The sequence below is a fragment of the Rhodoplanes tepidamans genome, from assembly GCF_030813915.1.
Lineage (GTDB): Bacteria > Pseudomonadota > Alphaproteobacteria > Rhizobiales > Xanthobacteraceae > Rhodoplanes > Rhodoplanes tepidamans.
In genome coordinates this window covers 1-18899 of the sequence record NZ_JAUSUJ010000043.1, presented here as the reverse complement: position 1 = coordinate 18899, position 18899 = coordinate 1, and the positions used below count along the sequence as shown (strand labels likewise).

16 protein-coding genes are annotated in these 18899 nt (G+C 70.6%); 4 read left to right on the top strand and 12 right to left on the bottom strand.

Annotated features, from left to right (window positions below):
• The first annotated feature begins 46 nt into the window (after window positions 1-46).
• On the top strand, window positions 47-880 hold the full coding sequence (gene map, locus J2S22_RS29950; RefSeq protein ID WP_272780125.1) for a type I methionyl aminopeptidase: 834 nt from the start codon (window positions 47-49) through the stop codon (window positions 878-880).
• Between the two features lie 150 nt (window positions 881-1030).
• On the opposite strand, the gene J2S22_RS29945 is transcribed toward map, so the two are convergent.
• Window positions 1031-2191, bottom strand: coding sequence for an MFS transporter (locus J2S22_RS29945; protein WP_272780126.1), 1161 nt, complete (start codon window positions 2189-2191; stop codon window positions 1031-1033).
• A 60-nt stretch (window positions 2192-2251) separates the two neighbouring features.
• Window positions 2252-3802: a bifunctional aminoglycoside phosphotransferase/ATP-binding protein gene (locus J2S22_RS29940; protein WP_272840511.1), complete on the bottom strand. Its 1551-nt coding sequence runs from the start codon at window positions 3800-3802 to the stop codon at window positions 2252-2254.
• 99 nt (window positions 3803-3901) lie between these two features.
• Between J2S22_RS29940 and J2S22_RS29935 the strand changes: the two genes are divergently transcribed.
• Window positions 3902-4300: a hypothetical protein gene (locus J2S22_RS29935; RefSeq protein ID WP_272780128.1), complete on the top strand. Its 399-nt coding sequence runs from the start codon at window positions 3902-3904 to the stop codon at window positions 4298-4300.
• Between the two features lie 77 nt (window positions 4301-4377).
• On the opposite strand, the gene J2S22_RS29930 is transcribed toward J2S22_RS29935, so the two are convergent.
• Both J2S22_RS29930 and J2S22_RS29925 read right to left on the bottom strand, forming a co-directional pair.
• Window positions 4378-4668, bottom strand: coding sequence for a GIY-YIG nuclease family protein (locus J2S22_RS29930; RefSeq protein ID WP_272780129.1), 291 nt, complete (start codon window positions 4666-4668; stop codon window positions 4378-4380).
• A gap of 328 nt (window positions 4669-4996) precedes the next feature.
• Window positions 4997-7168, bottom strand: a complete 2172-nt coding sequence (locus tag J2S22_RS29925) for a primosomal protein N' (RefSeq protein WP_272780130.1) — start codon at window positions 7166-7168, stop codon at window positions 4997-4999.
• 94 nt (window positions 7169-7262) lie between these two features.
• On the opposite strand from J2S22_RS29925, the gene J2S22_RS29920 reads away from it, so the two are divergent.
• The gene (locus J2S22_RS29920; protein WP_272780131.1) at window positions 7263-8249 is read left to right on the top strand and encodes a tyrosine recombinase XerC; all 987 of its coding nucleotides are present in this window, start codon (window positions 7263-7265) and stop codon (window positions 8247-8249) included.
• A gap of 109 nt (window positions 8250-8358) precedes the next feature.
• Complete coding sequence (locus J2S22_RS29915) at window positions 8359-8952, top strand: DUF4337 domain-containing protein (protein WP_272780132.1); 594 nt, start codon at window positions 8359-8361, stop codon at window positions 8950-8952.
• A gap of 152 nt (window positions 8953-9104) precedes the next feature.
• On the opposite strand, the gene J2S22_RS29910 is transcribed toward J2S22_RS29915, so the two are convergent.
• The 8 genes from J2S22_RS29910 to J2S22_RS29875 all read right to left on the bottom strand — a co-directional run bounded on the left by J2S22_RS29910 (window position 9105) and on the right by J2S22_RS29875 (window position 18479).
• On the bottom strand, window positions 9105-9698 hold the full coding sequence (locus tag J2S22_RS29910) for a hypothetical protein (RefSeq protein WP_272780133.1): 594 nt from the start codon (window positions 9696-9698) through the stop codon (window positions 9105-9107).
• A gap of 294 nt (window positions 9699-9992) precedes the next feature.
• Window positions 9993-11393, bottom strand: a complete 1401-nt coding sequence (gene lpdA, locus J2S22_RS29905) for a dihydrolipoyl dehydrogenase (RefSeq protein WP_272780134.1) — start codon at window positions 11391-11393, stop codon at window positions 9993-9995.
• 37 nt (window positions 11394-11430) lie between these two features.
• Window positions 11431-11838, bottom strand: coding sequence for an MAPEG family protein (locus J2S22_RS29900; RefSeq protein ID WP_272780135.1), 408 nt, complete (start codon window positions 11836-11838; stop codon window positions 11431-11433).
• Window positions 11839-12468 carry a LysE family translocator gene (locus J2S22_RS29895; protein WP_272780136.1) on the bottom strand — a complete coding sequence of 210 codons (630 nt, stop codon included), beginning with the start codon at window positions 12466-12468 and terminating at the stop codon, window positions 11839-11841. It abuts the gene before it with no gap.
• A 112-nt stretch (window positions 12469-12580) separates the two neighbouring features.
• Window positions 12581-12943, bottom strand: a complete 363-nt coding sequence (locus tag J2S22_RS29890) for a hypothetical protein (protein ID WP_272780137.1) — start codon at window positions 12941-12943, stop codon at window positions 12581-12583.
• 94 nt (window positions 12944-13037) lie between these two features.
• Window positions 13038-14282, bottom strand: coding sequence for a 2-oxoglutarate dehydrogenase complex dihydrolipoyllysine-residue succinyltransferase (gene odhB / locus J2S22_RS29885; protein ID WP_272780138.1), 1245 nt, complete (start codon window positions 14280-14282; stop codon window positions 13038-13040).
• A 126-nt stretch (window positions 14283-14408) separates the two neighbouring features.
• Complete coding sequence (locus J2S22_RS29880; protein ID WP_272780139.1) at window positions 14409-17363, bottom strand: 2-oxoglutarate dehydrogenase E1 component; 2955 nt, start codon at window positions 17361-17363, stop codon at window positions 14409-14411.
• A 327-nt stretch (window positions 17364-17690) separates the two neighbouring features.
• On the bottom strand, window positions 17691-18479 hold the full coding sequence (locus J2S22_RS29875; protein ID WP_272780140.1) for an outer membrane protein: 789 nt from the start codon (window positions 18477-18479) through the stop codon (window positions 17691-17693).
• Window positions 18480-18899: the final 420 nt, after the last annotated feature.

The following is an 18899-nucleotide window of genomic DNA, read 5'->3' as shown; positions in this document are numbered from 1 at the left end:
GGCAAACGCCTACATTCGGGACGGCATCGACGAGGCGCGACCTTTCATGACGTATATCGATGCGGCGGCCGCACCGCTGCGCAAGAACGGACAAATCAAGATTCACGGCCCGGAGGCGTTCGCCGGCATGCGCAAGGCGGGGCAACTCGTCGCCCGCTGCCTCGACATGCTGGTGCCCGAGGTGAAGCCCGGGGTTCCCACCGAGCGCATCAACCAGCTGGTCTTCGAGTTCGCCATGGACCACGGCGCCTATCCGGCGACGCTGATGTACCGCGGCTACAACAAGTCGACCTGCACGTCGATCAACCACGTGGTGTGCCACGGCATTCCCAACGAGAAGCCGTTGCGCGAGGGCGACATCGTCAACATCGACGTCACCCTGATCCTCGACGGCTGGCACGGCGACTCGAGCCGCATGTACGGGGTCGGCGAGATTCCGCGCCGCGCCGAGCGGCTGATCGACGTGACCTTCGAGTCGATGAACCGCGGCATCGCGGTGATCAAGCCGGGCGCCACCACGGGCGACATCGGGGCCGCCATCGAATCCTTCGTCGAGCCGCAGAACATGAGCGTGGTGCGCGACTTCTGCGGCCACGGCCTGGGCCGCCTGTTCCACGACGAGCCCAACATCGTGCATGCCGGCCGGCGCGGCGAGGGCATCGTGCTGCGGCCCGGCATGCTGTTCACGGTGGAGCCGATGATCAATCTCGGCCGCCCGCACGTGAAGGTGCTGTCCGACGGCTGGACCGCGGTGACGCGCGACCGTTCGCTCTCCGCCCAGTTCGAGCACACGGTGGGCGTCACCGAGACGGGGGTCGAGGTGTTCACCTACTCGCCCATGGGCCTCGACAAGCCGCCGGTGACGAGCGGCCGGAACTGAGTCCGCGCGGGACCGTCTCTCCGGGTTCGATCCACCTTCCGCTCATTCCCGCGCAAGCGGGACGCCAGGGCCACATGTCGTGCCGCCCTGGATCCCCGCCTTCGCGGGGACGAGCGGACCATGACCGCGCGTGTCCGTCCTCCGAAACGGCTACGCCGCCTTCGGGTCGCGCCAGAACAGCATCACCACGGTCGCCATCGCGGCGATGGCGGTGAGCACCATGGCGACCGTGGCGGGCCAGCCGCCGAACGCCCAGGCGAAGCCGGGCAGCGAGGCGCCGGCGCTGCCGCCGACATAGAACACCGTCATGTAGAGCCCGACCGCCGAGGAGCGCCCCTCCTTGGCCGTGGTCGTGACGGCGCTGGTCGAGACGCCCTGGCACATCATCCCGCAGGTGGCGCACAGGGTGAGACCGAGCAGGATGCTCCACACGGCCGGCGTCAGCAGCAGGAGCGCGCCGATCGCCCACAGGACCAGCAGGCCGAGCACGAAACGCTTCCGCCCGAATGCGACGACCGCCCGGCCGATCGACGGCACGGTCGCCGAGCCGACCAGATAGGTGAGGAAGATCAGCCCGAGCATCGAGGCCGAGAAGCTGTAGGGCGGCGCGGCGAGGTGGAAGTTCACGTAGGTGAACACCGCGATGAAGTTGAACAGCACCCCGAAGCCGACGGCGTAGAGCGGAATGAGCCGCGGATCGACGAGGTGGCGCAGCATCTGCCGCAGCGAGGCGACCAGCCCCTCCGAGCGCACGAAGTGCCGCTCCTTGTCGAGCGCCAGGCCGAAGCCGATCGCGCACAGGACCGAGAGCACCGCCAGCGAGCCGATCGCCGGCCGCCAGCCGATCAGGTCGGTGAGCACGCCCGGGATCAGCCGGCCCGAGAAGCCGCCGAGGCTCGAGCCCATCATGTAGATGCCGGCGACGCCCGGCACCTCGGCGGGCGGGAACTCGTCGCCCACATAGGCGAGCGCGGTGGCGAACACGGGCGGCAGCGCCAGCCCCTGGACGAAGCGCCAGACGACGATCTCGTGCACGCTTCCGGCGAGCGCCACCATCAGGGTCGGCAGCGCGACCAGCAGCATGGCGACCACGATGACACGCTTGCGGCCGAGCATGTCGGTGACGACGCCGGTGAACGGCGCCGAGATGGCGATCGACAGGGTGCCGGCCGTCATCACGGCGCTGATCTCGGCGGCCGTGACGCCGAAGTCGTGGGCGAGCGCGGGCAGCAGGGCCTGGGGCGCGTAGAGATTGAGGAAGGAGCAGAAGCCCGCGAGGGCGATGCCGACGCGGCGGGTGTCGAGGGTCATTTCCAGTGTCGTCTCGTGACGGGGATGACGACTATAGCAAAGCCGTCGGACGGTGGGGTGTCACGGGCGCGGCGAGGCCAGCGCGGCACGCAGGGCCGCCATCGTCCCGGCGGGAGAGCCCGAGGCGTCGATTCTCGCCCAGTCGAGCCGGCCGACATCGTAGGTCTCCTGGTGCCGGGCGACCGCGGCATCGGCGTCGGAGGCATCCGCCGTGCGGCCGCTCACCCGCCTCTCGCGGGTGGTGAGATCGGCGACGAGGAACAGGCCGGTGAAGCGGACGCCCGCCGCGCCGGCGGCCGCCTCGACCGCCGCCCGCTCGTGCGGCCGGGCGAACACCGCATCGGCGACGACGCTGTGACCGGCCCGCAGGACCCGTGCCGCCTGCTCGACCAGCGTGGCGTAGACGCGCGCCGTCGCCTCGGCCGTGTAGGCGGCGGCCGGCAGCCGGTCGTGCTCGCCGACGCCGGAGAGCGCCTTGCGCAGCACGTCGGTGCGCAGCACCACGGCGCCGGGAACCGGCAGCAGGTCGGGCGCCAGCGTGCGGGCCGCCTGCGACTTGCCGGTGCCGGAGAGCCCGCCGACGGCGACCAGCACGGGCGGCGGCGGGTCGATCAGGACGCAGGCGAACCGGAAGTATTTTGCGGCCGCCGTGTCGCGGGCGACAGCGGCGTCGCCCGCCGCCGGCTTCGCCGCCGTCACCTTGGCCCGGATCGCGGCGCGCAGCGACAGAAACAGCGGCAGCGCCGCCAGCGCGTCGAGGTCCTCCCGGCGGCCCGTCTCGGCGAGCCAGCGGTCGAGCACCCGGTTGGCGGCCCAGGGCAGATCCCGCTCCCACAGGTCCATCAGCAGGAAGGCGAGATCGTAGAGCACGTCGCCGGACGCCACCGTCTCGTCGAACTCCAGCGCGTCGAACGGCACCGGCCGTCCGTCGATCAGGGCGATGTTGCCGAGATGCAGGTCGCCGTGGCCGCGGCGCACGAGTCCGGCCCGGCCGCGCGCCGCGAGCAGCGGCTGCAGCCGGGCGAGGGCGGCGCGGGACCGGTCCGTCAGCCCGGCCGCCGCACCCGCGTCGAACAGGTCCGGGCGCTGTGCGAAGGCCGCGGCGTTCTGGCCGACGTAGTCGCCGAGCGCCGCGATCCACGGGGCCGCAGCGACCACCGGGGCCCGCGCATGGGCCGCGGCGACCACGTGCCCGAGCGCATCGGCGAGCGCCATGTCGATCGCGCCGGCGTCGGCGAGCCGGTCGAGCGTGCGGGTCTCGTCGAAGCGCCGCATCTCGACCGCCCATTCGACCGGCGGGCCGTCGCCGCCGAGCGCCAGCCGGCCACCCGCCCCCCGCGTGATCGCGACGACGCCGCGATAGAGCTGCGGCGCGAACGGCCGGTTGGCGACCAGCTCGGCCGCGCAGGCGGCCTTCCGCCGTTCCGGGGTGGAGAAGTCGAGGAACGGAAATCTCACCGCCCGCTTGACCTTGAGCGCCCGGTCGCCGGCCAGGAACACGGCCGCGGCGTGGGTGTCGATGCGCACCGGCGCGGCCCCCCCGTGGGTCGCCGGGCTGCCGAGGAACGCCAGCACCTCGGCCAGCGGGTCGTCGTCGTTCACGGCTTCCATACCGATCCAGATCAAAGGCCGTGCGTTCGGCGCGGTTCAGAATCATAGTACGGCGACGGCGCGGTGTCGCCGACCCCGGGAGGATGTCAGGAGTCCGCCATGACCCAGCTGCCGCACAGCTTCAAGCGCATCCGGCTGAACCTCGCCCGCTCGAAGGAGTATCCGCTCGGCTCGGCGCAGCACGGCTACGAGTTCGTCGCGCCGCTCGCCGCCGACGGCCACATCGACGTCGAGCAGTGGCGCAAGGCGCGCGAGCACTGCCGGGTCCGCCGCTTCTGGGGCGACGAGGACGAGGAGGTCGGCCGCCTGGTGCACAAGCCGGGCGGGCCCGAGCACGCCCGCTGGGTGTTCGACTACGACGAGACCGCCGAGGAGGACGACGAGGCCGGCTACCGCTTCGGCGCCCACGCCTTCGTCCCGGGCGAGTACGTCTCGATCCGCGACGAGGACGGCGAGATGCACACCTTCCAGGTCGTCACCGTGGAGCCGGCGACGTAGGACATGCGGGCCCCGTGTCCCGGGCGGAGCGCGTCGCGCAGCGAGGCGCGTAGACCCGGGACACAGGAGTCGTATTCTCAGAGCCACTCTTCGGACAGATCCCGCCAGCTCGGGTTGCTCTGCTCGATCAACACGAGCTTCCACGCCCGGTGCCATCGCTTGAGCGTTCGCTCGCGCACCCGCGCCTCCAGAATCGAATCGAACGGCTCGGCATGGACCAGAATGTCGACGCCGTACTGCCGTGTGAACCCCGGCACCCGCTTCGCCTTGTGCTCGGCGACCCGACGCATCAGGTCGTTGGTCACGCCGACATAGAGCGTGCCATTGCGCCCGCTCGCCAGGATGTAGACGAAGAATCGCCGCTGCATCGCAGCGCCTCTCGCTGCGGCCCCTGGGCCCCGGGTCTCCGCACGCCGAAGCGGCGTGCTCCGCCCGGGACAAGGAGTTCGTTCAACTCGCGATCATATCACGAGGCACAGCCCCCCGTGTCCCGGGCGGAGCGCCTCGCGCAGCGAGGTGCGCAGACCCGGGACCCAGGGGCCGCACGGCACGGCTTCGACACATCAATCCCGACGCGCCAATGCTCGGTTCCGATAAGGAAGCGCCCTCGCGCGGGACTCTGGGTCCCGGGTCTCCGCAGCCCGCTGGCGCGGACTGCTCCGCCCGGGACACGAGGTCGGAGCTCGATCGATCACCTCACAAGAAGCTCGTCGGATCGATGTCGATCTCGCGTTTCAGGTCGCCCGTGGTCTTCGGGGCGGCGGCGAGCCAGTCGCGCATCCAGCCGGAGAGGTCGAAGGCGCGCGGCGACTTGATCAGCAGGCGGAACCGGTGGCGGCCGCGCAGCAGCGACACCGGCGCCTCGGCCGGGCCGAGCACGCGCACGCGCTCCTCGCGCGGCGCCAGCGCGGTCAACTTGCGCGCATGCGTCTCCACGGCGGCGCGGTCGGAGCCGGAGACGATCAGGCTGGCGAGCCGGCCGAACGGCGGATAGGCGAGGCGCTCGCGGATGTCGATCTCGCTCGCATAGAACGCCTCGCGATCGCCGGCGATCAGGGCCCGCATCACCGGGTGCTCGGGCTGGTGCGTCTGCACCAGGCCGTAGCCCTGTCCCTCCTCGCGGCCGGCGCGGCCGGCGACCTGCGACAGCAGCTGGAAGGTCCGCTCGGCAGCGCGCGGGTCGCCGTTGGCGAGGCCGAGATCGGCGTCGACGATGCCGACCAGGTTGAGCCGCGGAAAGTGATGACCCTTGGCGACCAGCTGGGTGCCGATGATCACGTCGACCCGGCCCTGCTGGATCTCGGTCAGCTCCTCCCGCAGCTTCTCCACGCTGGTGAGCAGATCGCTCGACATCACCAGGACGCGCGCGCCCGGGAACAGCGTCGCGACCTCCTCCTCCAGGCGCTCGACCCCGGGGCCGCAGGCCGCGAAGCTGTCCACGGCGTCGCAGTTCGGGCAGGCGGCCGGATGCGGTGTCGAAAAGCCGCAGTGGTGGCAGACGAGCTGGCGCTTGAAGCGGTGGTCGACCAGCCAGGCGTCGCATTGCGGGCAGGCGAAGCGATAGCCGCAGGCGCGGCACAGCGTGAGCGGCGCGTAGCCGCGGCGATTGAGGAACAGGAGCGCCTGCTGCTTCCGCTCGATCGCCTCCTTCACGGCCTCGGCGAGCCGCGGCGCGATCCAGCGCCCGCGCGGAGGCCCTTCGCGCGAAAGATCGATCGCCTCCACGTGCGGCAGCGCCTGGCCGCCGAAACGCTGCGGCAGCGCCAGCCGGCGATACCGGCCTTTTCGCGCGTTGACCTCTGTTTCGACGGACGGCGTGGCGGAGGCGAGCACGATCGGCAGCTTTCCGACATGGGCCCGCACCACCGCCATGTCGCGGGCGTGATACCGAACGCCGTCCTCCTGCTTGTAGGCGGGGTCGTGCTCCTCGTCGACGACGATCAGGCCGAGATCGGCGAACGGCAGGAACAGCGCCGAGCGCGCGCCGGCGACGACCTGTACCTCGCCCTCGGCGACGCCCTGCCAGGTGCGGGCGCGTCGCCGCGGCGCGATCTCCGAGTGCCACTCGGCGGGCCGCACGCCGAAGCGCGCCGAGAAGCGGTCGAGCGCCTGGGCGGTGAGCGCGATCTCGGGCATCAGGATCAGCACCTGCCGGTGCTGCCGGATCGCCTCGGCGACGCCCTCGAAATACACCTCGGTCTTGCCCGAGCCGGTGACGCCGTCGAGCAGGAAGGTGGTGAAGGCCTTGTCCCGCACGGCATCGCGTAGCGCCGCCGCCGCCGTGGCCTGCTCGGGCGAGAGGTCGGGCGGCGCGAAGCCGGGATCCGGCGCACGCGCGATCGGCTCCGGCGGCAGCACCAGGGTCGCCAGCGTGCCCTCGTCGATCAGCCCGTCGATCACGCCGGGCGACACGCCCGACTCCTTCGCCGCCTCGCCCTTGCCGCGCACCAGCCCGTCGGCCAGCGCCGCCAGCACGCGGGCCCGGGCCGGGGTCATGCGGGCCGGCGGCGGCCCGGCGAGCCGCACCCCGACGCGCTCGCGCTCCGGGCCGAGACCCTCCCCCATGCGCAGGGCCATGCGCAGCACCATGCCGCGCGGCGCCAGCGTGTAGTGGGCGATCCAGTCGACCAGCCGCCGCATGTCGTCGCGCAGCGGCGGAAGATCCAGTCGCTCCACGATCTCCTTGATGCGATTGTCGAGCCGCGGGTCGGGACTCGCGGTGTCGCCCCACACGACCCCCATGCATTCGCGCGTGCCGAGCGGCACCCGCACGATGTCGCCCGCCGCCACGGCGGCATCGCCGGCCGCATAGGAATAGGGCTGGTCGAGCGCGAGGGGCAGCAGCACGTCGACGATGCGTCGGGCCATGCGTGCAGGGGTCCGGACGTTGACGAAGGGTGAAGGATCGGCCCCGATTATACGAGTCGTGTCAAGGCGCAGAAGCGAGTCGAGGACGACCCCCATGGCCCGTGCAGCGGCTCCCGAACCGGCCCCGAAGACTCCGGCGATCGACCTGCCCTTCGCGGCGCCGGAGGTGTCGGCCGCGATGGCACGCTGGCTCGTCCATGTCGGGGCCGAGCGGCGGATGTCGCCCAAGACGGTCGAGGCCTATGCGCGCGACGTCCGGCAGGTCCTGGCCTTCCTGTGCGAGCACCTCGGCGCCCGAATCACCCTGGCGGCGCTCGGGAGCCTGACCACGGCCGACCTGCGCGCCTTCATGGCGGCGCGGCGGGCCGACGGCATCTCGGGCCGCTCGCTGATGCGGGCGCTGGCCGGCATGCGCTCCTTCGCCCGCTGGCTGGCCCGCGAGGGCCTCGCCGAGATCGGCGCCCTCTCGGCGGTGCGCGCCCCGAAGGTGCCGAAGACATTACCAAAGCCGCTGCCGGTCGGGTCGGCCCGGCGCATCGCGGACATCGATCTGCGAGCCGGCGAGGATCGCGAGCCCTGGGTGCTGGCCCGCGACGCTGCCGTGCTGGCGCTGCTCTACGGCTCCGGCCTGCGCATCTCCGAGGCGCTCGGCCTGAAGCGGCGCGACGTGCCGGCGCCGGGCGCCGGCGACGTCATCGTGGTCACCGGCAAGGGCAACAAGCGCCGCATGGTGCCGGTGCTGCGCAGCGTCCTGCAGGCGATCGCCGACTATGTGGCGCTGTGCCCCTATGCCCTGCCCGACACCGGGCCGCTGTTCGTCGGGGCGAAAGGCGGCCCGCTGTCGCCGCGCATCATCCAGCTGACCATGGAACGGCTGCGCGGCGCGCTCGGCCTGCCCGACACCGCGACCCCGCACGCTCTGCGACACTCCTTCGCCACTCACCTCCTGATGCGGGGCGGCGATCTGCGCGCCATCCAGGAGCTGCTCGGTCATGCCTCCCTGTCGACGACCCAGATCTACACCGGCATCGACAGCGAGCGCCTTATGGAGGTCTACCGGGCCGCGCATCCGCGGCGGTGACGCCGGGCCGCCGACGGCTCTCCCCCGAAGGTCTCAGACGAGAGTCCTCTTGCGTCCGGCCACCGGCCCGCTACATGCCTGCGCGGACCATCAGCGCCGAGGGGGAACCATGGCCGGGCCGCACGAGAACCTGGAGCATCACGAGCACGCCGAGCACGCCGCCGGCCACAACAAGCAGATCGCCCTCCTGATCTCGGTGATCGCGCTGTTCCTGGCGTTCTCCGAGACGCTGGGCAAGAGCGCCCAGACCGAGGCGATCAGCCTGAACATCAAGGCCAGCGACACCTGGAACTTCTTCCAGGCCAAGACGGTGCGGCAGACCTCGATCCGGGCCGCCGCCGAGGCGATGACGCTGCAGCTCGCCACCGCACCGAACGACGAGGTGCGCGCCTCGCTGCAGAAGCAGATCGACGCCTGGAAGGCGACGGTCGCGCGCTACGACAGCGACCCGAAGGAGAAGGACGGCCGCAAGGAGCTGCGGGCGCATGCCGAGCACCTGGAGCACGAGCGCGACACCGCGCTGGCCCGCTATCACCACTACGAGGTGGCCTCGGCGGCGTTCCAGATCGGCATCGTGCTGTGCTCGGCCGCCGTCATCACCGGCATGATGGCGCTCGCCTTCGTGGCCGGCGGCGTCGGCATCCTGGGCATCGTCTTCATGGGCATCGGCCTGTTCGCCCCGCACGCCGTGCATATCGTGTGAGGCGTCAGAGCGTGCACCGGTCATTCCGAGGCGTGCGCCCTGAGGCGCACGAACCCGGAATCCAACGGCGACGTCGGAGGTCATGGCTGGATTCCGGGTTCGCGGCTTCGCCGCGCCCCGGAATGACGGAGACCTGATCAGGCCGTCGCAGATCACTCCGCCGGCGCCGCCCGCGGGGCGCCGCGCTGGACACTGCGGCGCAGCCGGCGGAGGTGGCGCAGGAACCGGCCGCGCCGGCCGGGTGCCAGCAGGCGGAGAAGCCGGCCGATGCGCGCGCGCAGCGGCGCGATCGTGCGGGCGAGCCACGCCTTCACCTCGGCCTTGTAGGGATCGACCAGGCCGTGCGCCCAGGCGAGGCCACGCAGCACCAGGGCATAGAGCCGCGGGAAGCCGGGGAGCTGCATCAGCTTCGGCCGGGTGAGGTCGAACACGAAGGCGGTGACGCCGACGCCCAAAACCTTGGCGAATCCGAAGACGGCGACGCCGCCCAGCCAGTAGCCGTGCGAGAACATCCACAGCGCGGCCAGCTTGAGCGGGAACAGCAGGGCCGCCGGGATCAGGAACACCAGGAGGGTCGGCCACGGCGGCAGCCGCTCGATCGCGGCGGCGATGCGCCGCTTCAGGGCCGGCCAGGCGATCCAGTCGACCACGCGGGCGACCAGCGGCCGCACGTGCTCCCACAGCCACGCCTCCACCAGGAAGACGACGGCGAGCAGGATCCACAGCGGTCGGGTCAGGCGGCGCATGCGATTGTGTATATGGGGAGGCCGGCCGGGTTCACGCCAGGGGTAGTGCCGCTGCTCTGCGCCGGAACGGGTCTCGTGTCCCGGGCGCGGCGCACCGCGCCGTGACCCGGGACCCAGGGCGGTCGGACGAGGCGGTCCCGGGTTCGCTTGCCTGGGATCCCTTGCCGAGCCGCCCCTGGGCCCCGGCTCTGCGACGCATCAGGTCTCCGACCTGATGCGTCTTGTCCGAGGCACGCGGCCGAGAGTCGGCGACATCGTTTCGTCCCTCAGAGTGCGCGCTCGCCCATGCGCATCTCACATGTGCAGGGCCCGCTTCTCCACCGCCAGCGCGGCTTCCTTCACCGCCTCGGTGAGGGTCGGGTGGGCGTGGCAGGTGCGGGCGATGTCCTCGGAGGAGGCGCCGAACTCCATGGCCAGGGCGGCCTCGGCGATCATGTTGCCGGCGTCGGGACCGAGGATGTGAACGCCGAGCACCCGGTCGGTCTTGGCGTCCGCCAGGACCTTCACGAAGCCGTCGGTGGTGCGGTTCACCTTGGCCCGGCCGTTCGCCGTGAACGGGAATTTTCCCACGTTGTAGGCGATGCCGGCGGCTTTCAGATCCTCCTCGGTCCTGCCGACCGTGGCGAGCTCCGGGGTCGTGTAGACGACGCCGGGGATCACGCCGTAGTTCACGTGACCGGCCTTGCCGGCGAGAATCTCGGCGACCGCGACGCCCTCGTCTTCGGCCTTGTGGGCCAGCATCGGCCCGGCGATCACGTCGCCGATCGCGTAGATCCCCGGCACATTGGTGGCGAAATGCGCGTCGGTGATCACCCGGCCGCGCGGGTCGAGCGCGACGCCCACCGCATCGAGGCCGAGCCCGTCCGTGTAGGGCACGCGGCCGATGGCGATCAGCGCCACGTCGCAGTCGATCACGACCGGTTCGCCGCCGGCGGCCGGCTCGACGGTCGCCTTCAGGCGCGCGCCCGACTTATCGATCCCCGTCACCTTGGTGGACAGGCGGAACGCGAAGCCCTGCTTCTGCAGGATGCGCTGGAACTGACGCGCCACGTCGAGGTCGATGCCGGGGACGATGCGGTCGAGGAACTCGACCACCTCGACCTCGGCGCCGAGGCGCCGCCACACCGAGCCGAGCTCGAGCCCGATCACGCCGGCGCCGACGACCAGGAGCTTCTTCGGCACCTTGGGCAGCGCCAGCGCGCCCGTGGAGGAGACGATGCGGGTCTCGTCGATGGCGACGCCCTTGAGCGGCGCCACCTCGGAGCCGGTGGCGACGACGATCGCCTTGGTCTCCAGCGTCGTGGTGCCGGCCTCGCCCGTCACCTCGACCTTGCCGGGCGCCGCGATGCGGCCGGTGCCGACATGCACGTCGATCTTGTTCTTCTTCATCAGGAACTCGACGCCCTTGACGTTGCCGTCGACGCCCTCGTCCTTGAACGCCATCATGGCGGCGAGATCGAGCTTCGGCTTGCCGACCTTGATGCCCATCGCCTCGAAGCCGTGGCCGGCCTCCTCGTAGAGCTCGGAGGCGTGCAGCAGCGCCTTGGACGGGATGCAGCCGATGTTCAGGCACGTGCCGCCCAGCGTCTTGCGCTTCTCGACCACGGCGGTCTTGAGGCCGAGCTGAGCCGCCCGGATGGCGCAGACATAGCCGCCGGGGCCGGTGCCGATGACGACGAGATCGTAAGCTGACATCGCGAGGTTCCGTTCAGGCAAGGGATCAGGGGATCGATCAGAGGACGAGGGCGGCGGCCATCAGGCCGAGTCCGACCAGGGCCGCGAGCCAGACCAGCGAGCGCACCTTCGGCACGCCGGCCAGATAGAGCGGCACGTAGACGACGCGGGCCCAAAACCACAGATGGGCGCCGGCGAGGCCGAGGCCGCCGGTGCGGCCCGTCACGGCGAGCGCGAGGGCGAGGCCGACAAAGGCCGGGAAGGTCTCGAGATAGTTCTTCAGCGCGCGCTCGGCGCGGCCGGCGATCACGCCGGTCGGCCTGCGGCCGTCGTCGCGCGGGCCGGCGTTCCAGTCGCCGCCCAGCTCCTTCGTCATGGTGCCGGACTGGACGAAGATCTGGACGATCAGCAGCACGACGGCGGCGGCGAGGAGAAGAAGCTCGGTGGGGACGGGGGTGGCGGACACTCAGGTGCTCCGTTGCAGGGCGACGCGCACGCCGAGCCCGATCAGCACGAGGCCGGTGGCGCGGTTGAACCAGCGGCCGGCCCGCGCGAAGGCGGCGCGCGCCGTGCCGGTGGTGAGGAACACGGCGACGATCGTGAACCAGGCCGCCAGCGTCACGGCCATGGCGACGCCGTAGCCGAACTGCAGGGCGAGCGGCGTCTTCGGCGACACGATGGTGGAGAACAGCGAGACGAAGAACAGCGTCGCCTTGGGATTGAGCAGATTGGTCAGCGCCCCGATGGTGAGCGAGCGGTGCGCCGGCCTGGTTGCCGGATCGTGCGTGCCCGGATCGGGCAGCGTCGGAGCAGGCGCGCGAAAGCTCTTCACGCCGAGCCAGACCAGATAGGCGGCGCCGACCCATTTGACGATCGTGAAGGCGACGACCGAATGGGCGACGATCAGGCCGATGCCCAGCACCGTGTAGCCGACATGCACCAGGATGGCCGAGCCGACGCCGATCGCGGCCAGGATGCCGGCGCGGCGGCCGTGCACGACGCTCTCGCGCATCACGCAGGCGAAGTCCGCCCCCGGCGTCACCGCCGCGACCAGGAACACCGCCATGAGGGAGAGGAATTCGGCCGTGTGGGACATTCCGTTCTCGTCGACGCCCGCCCGCGGGCGCCGTGTTGGGCGCCGCCCGCGCAGGGCTGCGCCATGACGTGTCGCGGACCGGCGTCGCGGCCGCGGGGTCGGATCGGCCGGCTCAGTCCGACGGCCGGCCCCTGATCGCCTCGAGCAGCATCTGCGTGTTGGTGGCGACGGTCTGGAACACCTGGTCGAACCGGGCGTCGATCGACCGCTCCATCGAGCGGAAGCGTTCGTCGATCGCCCGGAACCCTTCTTCGACCCGACCCTCGAGCCGATAGACCCGGCCCTCCAGCCGTTCGAGCCGGTCGCCGACGCTCTCGAAGCCGGCGTCGACCTTCCCCTCCAGCCGCGCCAGCCGGTCCTGCATCTGGACCTGCTCGCTTTCCAGCCGGAGCTGATCGGACCGCACCTGGCGGATGTCCGACTGCATCTGGCGCATCTGCTCGCCGAGGAACCGCACGTCGACAGCGTCGGTCATGACCGAGACCCCGAAGCTCATGGCCGCACGACGACCTTATACCACGTCGCCCCTCGTCGCACGACCGCAGCGCGAAACCCCACGCGGCTCGGCCTCAGAGGTCGAGCACGAGCCGCGCCGGATCTTCGAGACACTCCTTCACGCGCACCAGGAACGTCACGGCCTCCTTGCCGTCGACGATGCGGTGGTCGTAGCTGAGCGCCAGATACATCATCGGGCGGATCTCGATCTTGCCGCCGACCACCACGGGCCGCTCCTGGGTCTTGTGCATCCCGAGGATGCCGGACTGCGGCGCGTTGAGGATCGGGGTCGACATCAGCGAGCCGTAGACGCCGCCGTTGGAGATCGTGAAGGTGCCGCCCTGCATCTCGTCGATCTTGAGCTGGCCGTCGCGGGCGCGGCGGCCGAAGTCGGCGATCGTCTTCTCGATCTCGGCGAGCGTCTTCGACTGGCAGTCGCGCACCACCGGCACGACGAGGCCGCGCTCGGTGCCGACGGCGACGCCGATGTGATAATAATTCTTGTAGATCATGTCGGCGCCGTCGATCTCGGCGTTGACGGCCGGCACCTCGCGCAGCGCCTGGACGCAGGCGCGGGTGAAGAAGCCCATGAAGCCGAGCTTCACGCGGTGCTTCTTCTCGAACAGCTCCTTGTACTGGTTGCGCATCGCGATCACGGCCGTCATGTCGACCTCGTTGAAGGTCGTCAGCATGGCGGCGGTGTTCTGCGCATCCTTGAGGCGGCGCGCGATGGTCTGGCGCAGCTTGGTCATGCGCACGCGCTCCTCGCGCGCGGCGTCGTCGGCCGGCGAGGGAGCGCGCACCTGCACGGCGGCGGCCGGCTGCGGCACCGGAGTCGGCTGCGCGGCGGCGCGCTCGATGGCGGCCAGCATGTCGCCCTTGGTCACCCGGCCGTCCTTGCCGGTGCCCGGAACGCCGGCGGCCGCGACGCCGGTCTCCGCCTCGAGGCGGCGCACCGACGGGGCGAGCGGACCGTCCTGCTTCACGGCCGCCGGAGCAGCGGCGGGCGCGGGCGGCGGCGGCGCGGCGGGCTTGGCGGCGGCCGGCTTCTCGGCCTTGGGCGCCGGCGCGGCGGCCCCCGCGGCGCCTTCGGCGATCTGCCCGAGCAGCGCGCCGACCGCGACGGTCTCGCCGTCGGCGACGGCGATCTCGGAGAGCACGCCGGCGGCCGGGGCCGGCACCTCGATGGTGACCTTGTCGGTCTCGAGCTCGACCAGGGGCTCGTCCACCGACACCGGCTCGCCCGCCTTCTTGAACCAGCGGCCGATGGTGGCCTCGGTGACGGACTCGCCCAGGGTGGGCACGCGGATATCAACCATCGTCTTTATCCAAGGATCAGGCGGCGGACGCGGAAGCGCGACGGCGCGCGGATCGGGTTCGTTCGGGGAGGCGGAGAGGCCGGGCGATCGTCCGGCCACGGGGGTCTGACGACGAGGGGCTTCGGCTCAGCCCAGCGCGTCGTCGAGGAATGCCTTGAGCTGCGCGAGATGCTTGGACATCAGGCCCGTCGCCGTCGCGGCGGACGGCGGACGACCGGCGTAGCGGGGCCGCCGGAACTCGCCGCCGACCTGGTTCATCACCCATTCCAGGTACGGCTCGACGAAGGTCCAGGCGCCCATGTTGCGCGGCTCCTCCTGGCACCACACCACCTCGGCGTTCTTGAAGCGCCCGAGGCGGGCGAGCAGCGCCTTGGTCGGGAACGGATAGAGCTGCTCGACGCGCAGCAGATAGATGTCGTCGATGCCGCGCTTCTCGCGCTCCTCGTAGAGGTCGAAATAGACCTTGCCGGTGCACAGCACGATGCGGCGGATCTTGCGGTCGGGAGCGAGCCGCACGTGCTCGCCGTGACGGCTCTCGGCGTCGTCGGGCAGCAGACGGTGGAACGAGGTGCCGGCCGCCATGTCGTCGAGCCGCGACACCGCCCGCTTGTGGCGCAGCAGGCTCTTCGGCGTCATCAGGATCAGCGGCTTGCGGAAGTCGCGCTTGAGCTGCCGGCGCAGGATGTGGAAGTAGTTCGCCGGCGTCGTGCAGTTGGCGACCTGCATGTTGTCCTCGGCGCACATCTGCAGATAGCGCTCGAGCCGGGCCGAGGAGTGCTCCGGCCCCTGGCCCTCGTAACCGTGCGGCAGCAGGCAGACGAGGCCCGACATGCGCAGCCACTTGCGCTCGCCCGACGACAGGAACTGGTCGAACACCACCTGGGCGCCGTTGGCGAAGTCGCCGAACTGCGCCTCCCACAGGACCAGCGCGTTCGGCTCGGCCAGCGAGTAGCCGTACTCGAAGCCGAGCACCGCCTCCTCGGACAGCATCGAGTTGATCACCTCGAAGCGCGCCTGGCCGGGCTTCACGTAGTTGAACGGCGTGTGGCGGTTTTCGGTCTCCTGGTCGATCAGCACCGCGTGGCGCTGCGAGAAGGTGCCGCGCTCGGAGTCCTGGCCGGACAGGCGGACCGGATGGCCCTCGGCCAGGAGAGTGCAGAAGGCGAGCGCCTCGGCGGTCGCCCAGTCGACGCCCTCGCCGGTCTCGACCGCCTTGCGGCGCGAGTCGAGGAAGCGCTGGATGGTGCGGTGGACCTGAAAGCCCTGCGGCACCGAGGTGATCTTGTCGCCGATCTCGCGGAGCTGCTCGGCGGCGACGCCGGTGTTGCCGCGCCTCGGGTCGTCGCTCGGCGCGGCGACCTTCATGCCGGCCCAGCGGCCGTCGAGCCAGTCGGCCTTGTTGGACTTGTAGCCGTGGCTGGCGTCGAACTCGGCGTCGAGCCGGGCCCGCCAGTCGGCCTTCATCTTCTCGACCTCGCCGTCGGTGACGATGCCCTCGGAGAACAGCTTCTTCGAGTAGGTCTCCAGCGTCGACGGATGCGAGCGGATCTTCTTGTACATCAGCGGCTGGGTGAACGACGGCTCGTCGCCCTCGTTGTGCCCGTACCGCCGGTAGCAGAACATGTCGATGACGACCGGCTTCTGGAACTTCTGCCGGAACTCGGTCGCGACTTTCGCCGCGAACACCACCGCTTCCGGATCGTCGCCGTTGGCGTGGAAGATCGGCGCCTCGATCATCTTGGCCGTGTCGGATGGATAGGGCGACGAGCGCGAGTAGCGCGGATAGGTGGTGAAGCCGATCTGGTTGTTGACGATGAAGTGAATCGAACCGCCGGTGCGGTGGCCGCGCAGGCCGGAGAGGCCGAAGCACTCCGCCACCACGCCCTGGCCCGCGAACGACGCGTCGCCCGAGATCAGCAGCGGCAGCACGCAGGTGCGGTCGTCGGTGGTGCAGCCGTGCTGGTCCTGCTTGGCGCGGGTCTTGCCGAGCACCACCGGGTTGACGATCTCGAGATGCGACGGATTGGCGGTGAGCGACAGATGGACGCTGTTGCCGTCGAACTCGCGGTCCGACGAGGCGCCCAGGTGGTACTTCACGTCGCCCGAGCCCTCGACCTCGTCGGGCGTGAACGAGCCGCCCTTGAACTCGTGGAAGATGGCGCGGTGCGGCTTGGCCATCACCTGGGCCAGCACGTTGAGGCGGCCGCGATGGGCCATGCCCATGGCGATCTCGCGCACGCCGAGCGCGCCGCCGCGCTTGATGATCTGCTCCAGCGCCGGGATCATCGACTCGCCGCCGTCGAGGCCGAACCGCTTGGTGCCGGTGAACTTGACGTCGCAGAACTTCTCGAAGCCCTCGGCCTCGACCAGCTTGTTGAGGATCGCCCGCTTGCCCTCGCGGGTGAAGTGGATCTCCTTGTCCGGCCCTTCGATGCGCTCCTGCAGCCAGGCCTTCTGGGCCGGGTCGGTGATGTGCATGAACTCGACGCCGAGCGTCTGGCAGTAGGTGCGTTTCAGGATCGCGATGATCTGGCGCAGCGTGCCGAACTCCATGCCGAGCACGAAGTCGAGGAAGATGCGCCGGTCCATGTCGGCCGGGCCGAAGCCGTAGCTCTTCGGGTCGAGCTCCTCGTGGTCCTTGATCGGCTCCAGGCCGAGCGGGTCGAGGTCGGCGTGCAGATGGCCGCGCATGCGGTAGGCGCGGATGAGCATCAGGGCGTGCAGGCTGTCGCGGGTCGCCTGCTGGACGTCGGCGGAGGAGAGCTCGACGCCGTAGTGCTGGGCCTTGGCCGACAGGCGGTCGGTGAGCCGGATCGCCGCCTCCTGGACCTCGGTGTCGAGGATGCGGATCGGCCCCTCCTCGACCACCGGCCAGTGCGGCTCCTTCCAGGAGGCGCCCCGCGCCGAGCGCGCCACGTCCGCCGCATTGTCCTTCAGGTTCGAGAAGAACACGCGCCACTCGGTGTCGACCGCCTTGGGGTCGGCCTCGTAGCGGGCATAGAGGTCTTCGATATAGGCGGCGTTGCCGCCGTACAGGAACGAAGTGAGGGCGAATTGAGCGTTCGCGTCTTGGCGGGACATGAACGGGTCCTGATCGTGGGGGCGGGGCCCCTGGGGGAGCGGGAGCAAGCCGGGCCGACCCGGGAAATCCACCGCGGCCGGACGCCCCTATTTATGCGCCTTCCCGCGCCGCCACAACGATTTCATGCAGCCAAATCGACATAGAGATGAATTTTGCTTCAGAAAATTGAGCGGCGGTTCACTTCCTCGGCGATCGCCGGCGGTGTCGGGCCGATCAGGGCAGGGGGACGCCGGGCGCGAGAAGCAACACGGCCCCGGGGTGACGTCCCGGGGCCGTGGCGACACGCTGCTGAACGCGACCGGGCGCGGTCGCCAATCCGCCGCCGATCAGTACCTGGCCATCACCGGAGCGGCGCCGCCGAAGTTGAAGCGGTAGACCAGCTCGGTGCGGATGGTCTGCACGTACTTGTCGGAGTCCGTGTAGGCGACCGGAGCCCCCCCGCCGAAAGCGTAGATGGCATCGCTTTCGGACCCGAAGTCCGAGAACCGGTACTCGGTCTTCCAGGTCAGACCCGGGATCCAGCCGAGCTGATACTCGTAGCCGGAGCCGATGAACCAGCCGCTGCGCGTGTTGCTGTCCACGCTGAGGAACGGCCCGCCAACGCCGACGACGTTCAGCCCCAGGCTGTAGCCGTCGAAATGCGCCTGGGTGTAGCCGCCGGACACGTAGGCCAGGAGCTGCGGGACCACCACGTAGCCGAGCCGGCCGCCCACGGCCCACGCCCACTTGAGCTTTTCCTCGCCCGTATAGGACAGGCCGCCCAGCGTGATGCTGTGGTCGCCCTTGAGGCTGGCGAAGTCGTAGTCGCCGAACACGCCGAGCACCCAGCTCGGGGCGAACTGGTAGTCGCAACCGGCGCCCACCGTGCCGAACCAGCCGCGGCCGCCCGACGTCGTCGAATAGGAGATCGGGACCCCGCCGGGGAAATACTCCTCGTGGTCCTGGTTCCACATGCCGTAGCCGCCGCCGGCGCCGACATAGCAGCCGCTCCAGTTCGCCACCGGCGCGGGCGGCGGAGGCGGCGGCGCCTTGTAGGCCGGCCGCAGGTCGGCGGCCGCAGCCGAACCGAATCCGAACGCGACCACGGCCGTGGTCGCCAGCAGCATTTTCTTCATTGGATCCCCCTCGTCCCTGATCCGTCGGTGCCCTGCGGGTTGCTACGGGACCGAATTTCTCCCCGACTTGGACGTGCCGCCGGGGGCACCTCGAATTTCTGCTTACCTGAGCGAGAGTACATCCGGCCAAGAATGAAAGCTGTAGTTGCACGGCAACACTACATCGCAATCGTAGTTCTGACTGACATCCTCTATTACCAGTTGCCGGTGGATTTGTTGCCGAGCCGGTGTGTGAGTGCCGCAATCCACCATCCGGGGCCCCCCGGCCGCCATGCCGACGGCTCGTCCTGCGGGCCCGAAACGAAAAGTGGCGCGGCCCACACGGCGCGGCCCGTACCCTCCCGCGGAGCCCCGCCGCGGCCCCCCGCCCCCCCCCGCCGCCCCAGAGCCGAGCCCCCCCCCGCGGCCCCCGGGGGGGCG

Excerpts from the sequence above, each read along its gene's own strand:
- J2S22_RS29945 (WP_272780126.1), bottom strand. The coding sequence starts at position 2,191 with ATGACCCTCGACACCCGCCGCGTCGGCATCGCCCTCGCGGGCTTCTGC.
- J2S22_RS29875 (WP_272780140.1), bottom strand. The coding sequence starts at position 18,479 with ATGAAGAAAATGCTGCTGGCGACCACGGCCGTGGTCGCGTTCGGATTC.
- J2S22_RS29930 (WP_272780129.1), bottom strand. The coding sequence starts at position 4,668 with ATGCAGCGGCGATTCTTCGTCTACATCCTGGCGAGCGGGCGCAATGGC.
- odhB (WP_272780138.1), bottom strand. The coding sequence starts at position 14,282 with ATGGTTGATATCCGCGTGCCCACCCTGGGCGAGTCCGTCACCGAGGCC.
- J2S22_RS29925 (WP_272780130.1), bottom strand. The coding sequence starts at position 7,168 with ATGGCCCGACGCATCGTCGACGTGCTGCTGCCCCTCGCGCTCGACCAG.
- J2S22_RS29880 (WP_272780139.1), bottom strand. The coding sequence starts at position 17,363 with ATGTCCCGCCAAGACGCGAACGCTCAATTCGCCCTCACTTCGTTCCTG.
- J2S22_RS29940 (WP_272840511.1), bottom strand. The coding sequence starts at position 3,802 with ATGGAAGCCGTGAACGACGACGACCCGCTGGCCGAGGTGCTGGCGTTC.
- map (WP_272780125.1), top strand. The coding sequence starts at position 47 with ATGACGTATATCGATGCGGCGGCCGCACCGCTGCGCAAGAACGGACAA.
- J2S22_RS29895 (WP_272780136.1), bottom strand. The coding sequence starts at position 12,468 with ATGTCCCACACGGCCGAATTCCTCTCCCTCATGGCGGTGTTCCTGGTC.
- J2S22_RS29920 (WP_272780131.1), top strand. The coding sequence starts at position 7,263 with ATGGCCCGTGCAGCGGCTCCCGAACCGGCCCCGAAGACTCCGGCGATC.
- J2S22_RS29935 (WP_272780128.1), top strand. The coding sequence starts at position 3,902 with ATGACCCAGCTGCCGCACAGCTTCAAGCGCATCCGGCTGAACCTCGCC.
- J2S22_RS29910 (WP_272780133.1), bottom strand. The coding sequence starts at position 9,698 with ATGCGCCGCCTGACCCGACCGCTGTGGATCCTGCTCGCCGTCGTCTTC.
- J2S22_RS29915 (WP_272780132.1), top strand. The coding sequence starts at position 8,359 with ATGGCCGGGCCGCACGAGAACCTGGAGCATCACGAGCACGCCGAGCAC.
- lpdA (WP_272780134.1), bottom strand. The coding sequence starts at position 11,393 with ATGTCAGCTTACGATCTCGTCGTCATCGGCACCGGCCCCGGCGGCTAT.
- J2S22_RS29890 (WP_272780137.1), bottom strand. The coding sequence starts at position 12,943 with ATGACCGACGCTGTCGACGTGCGGTTCCTCGGCGAGCAGATGCGCCAG.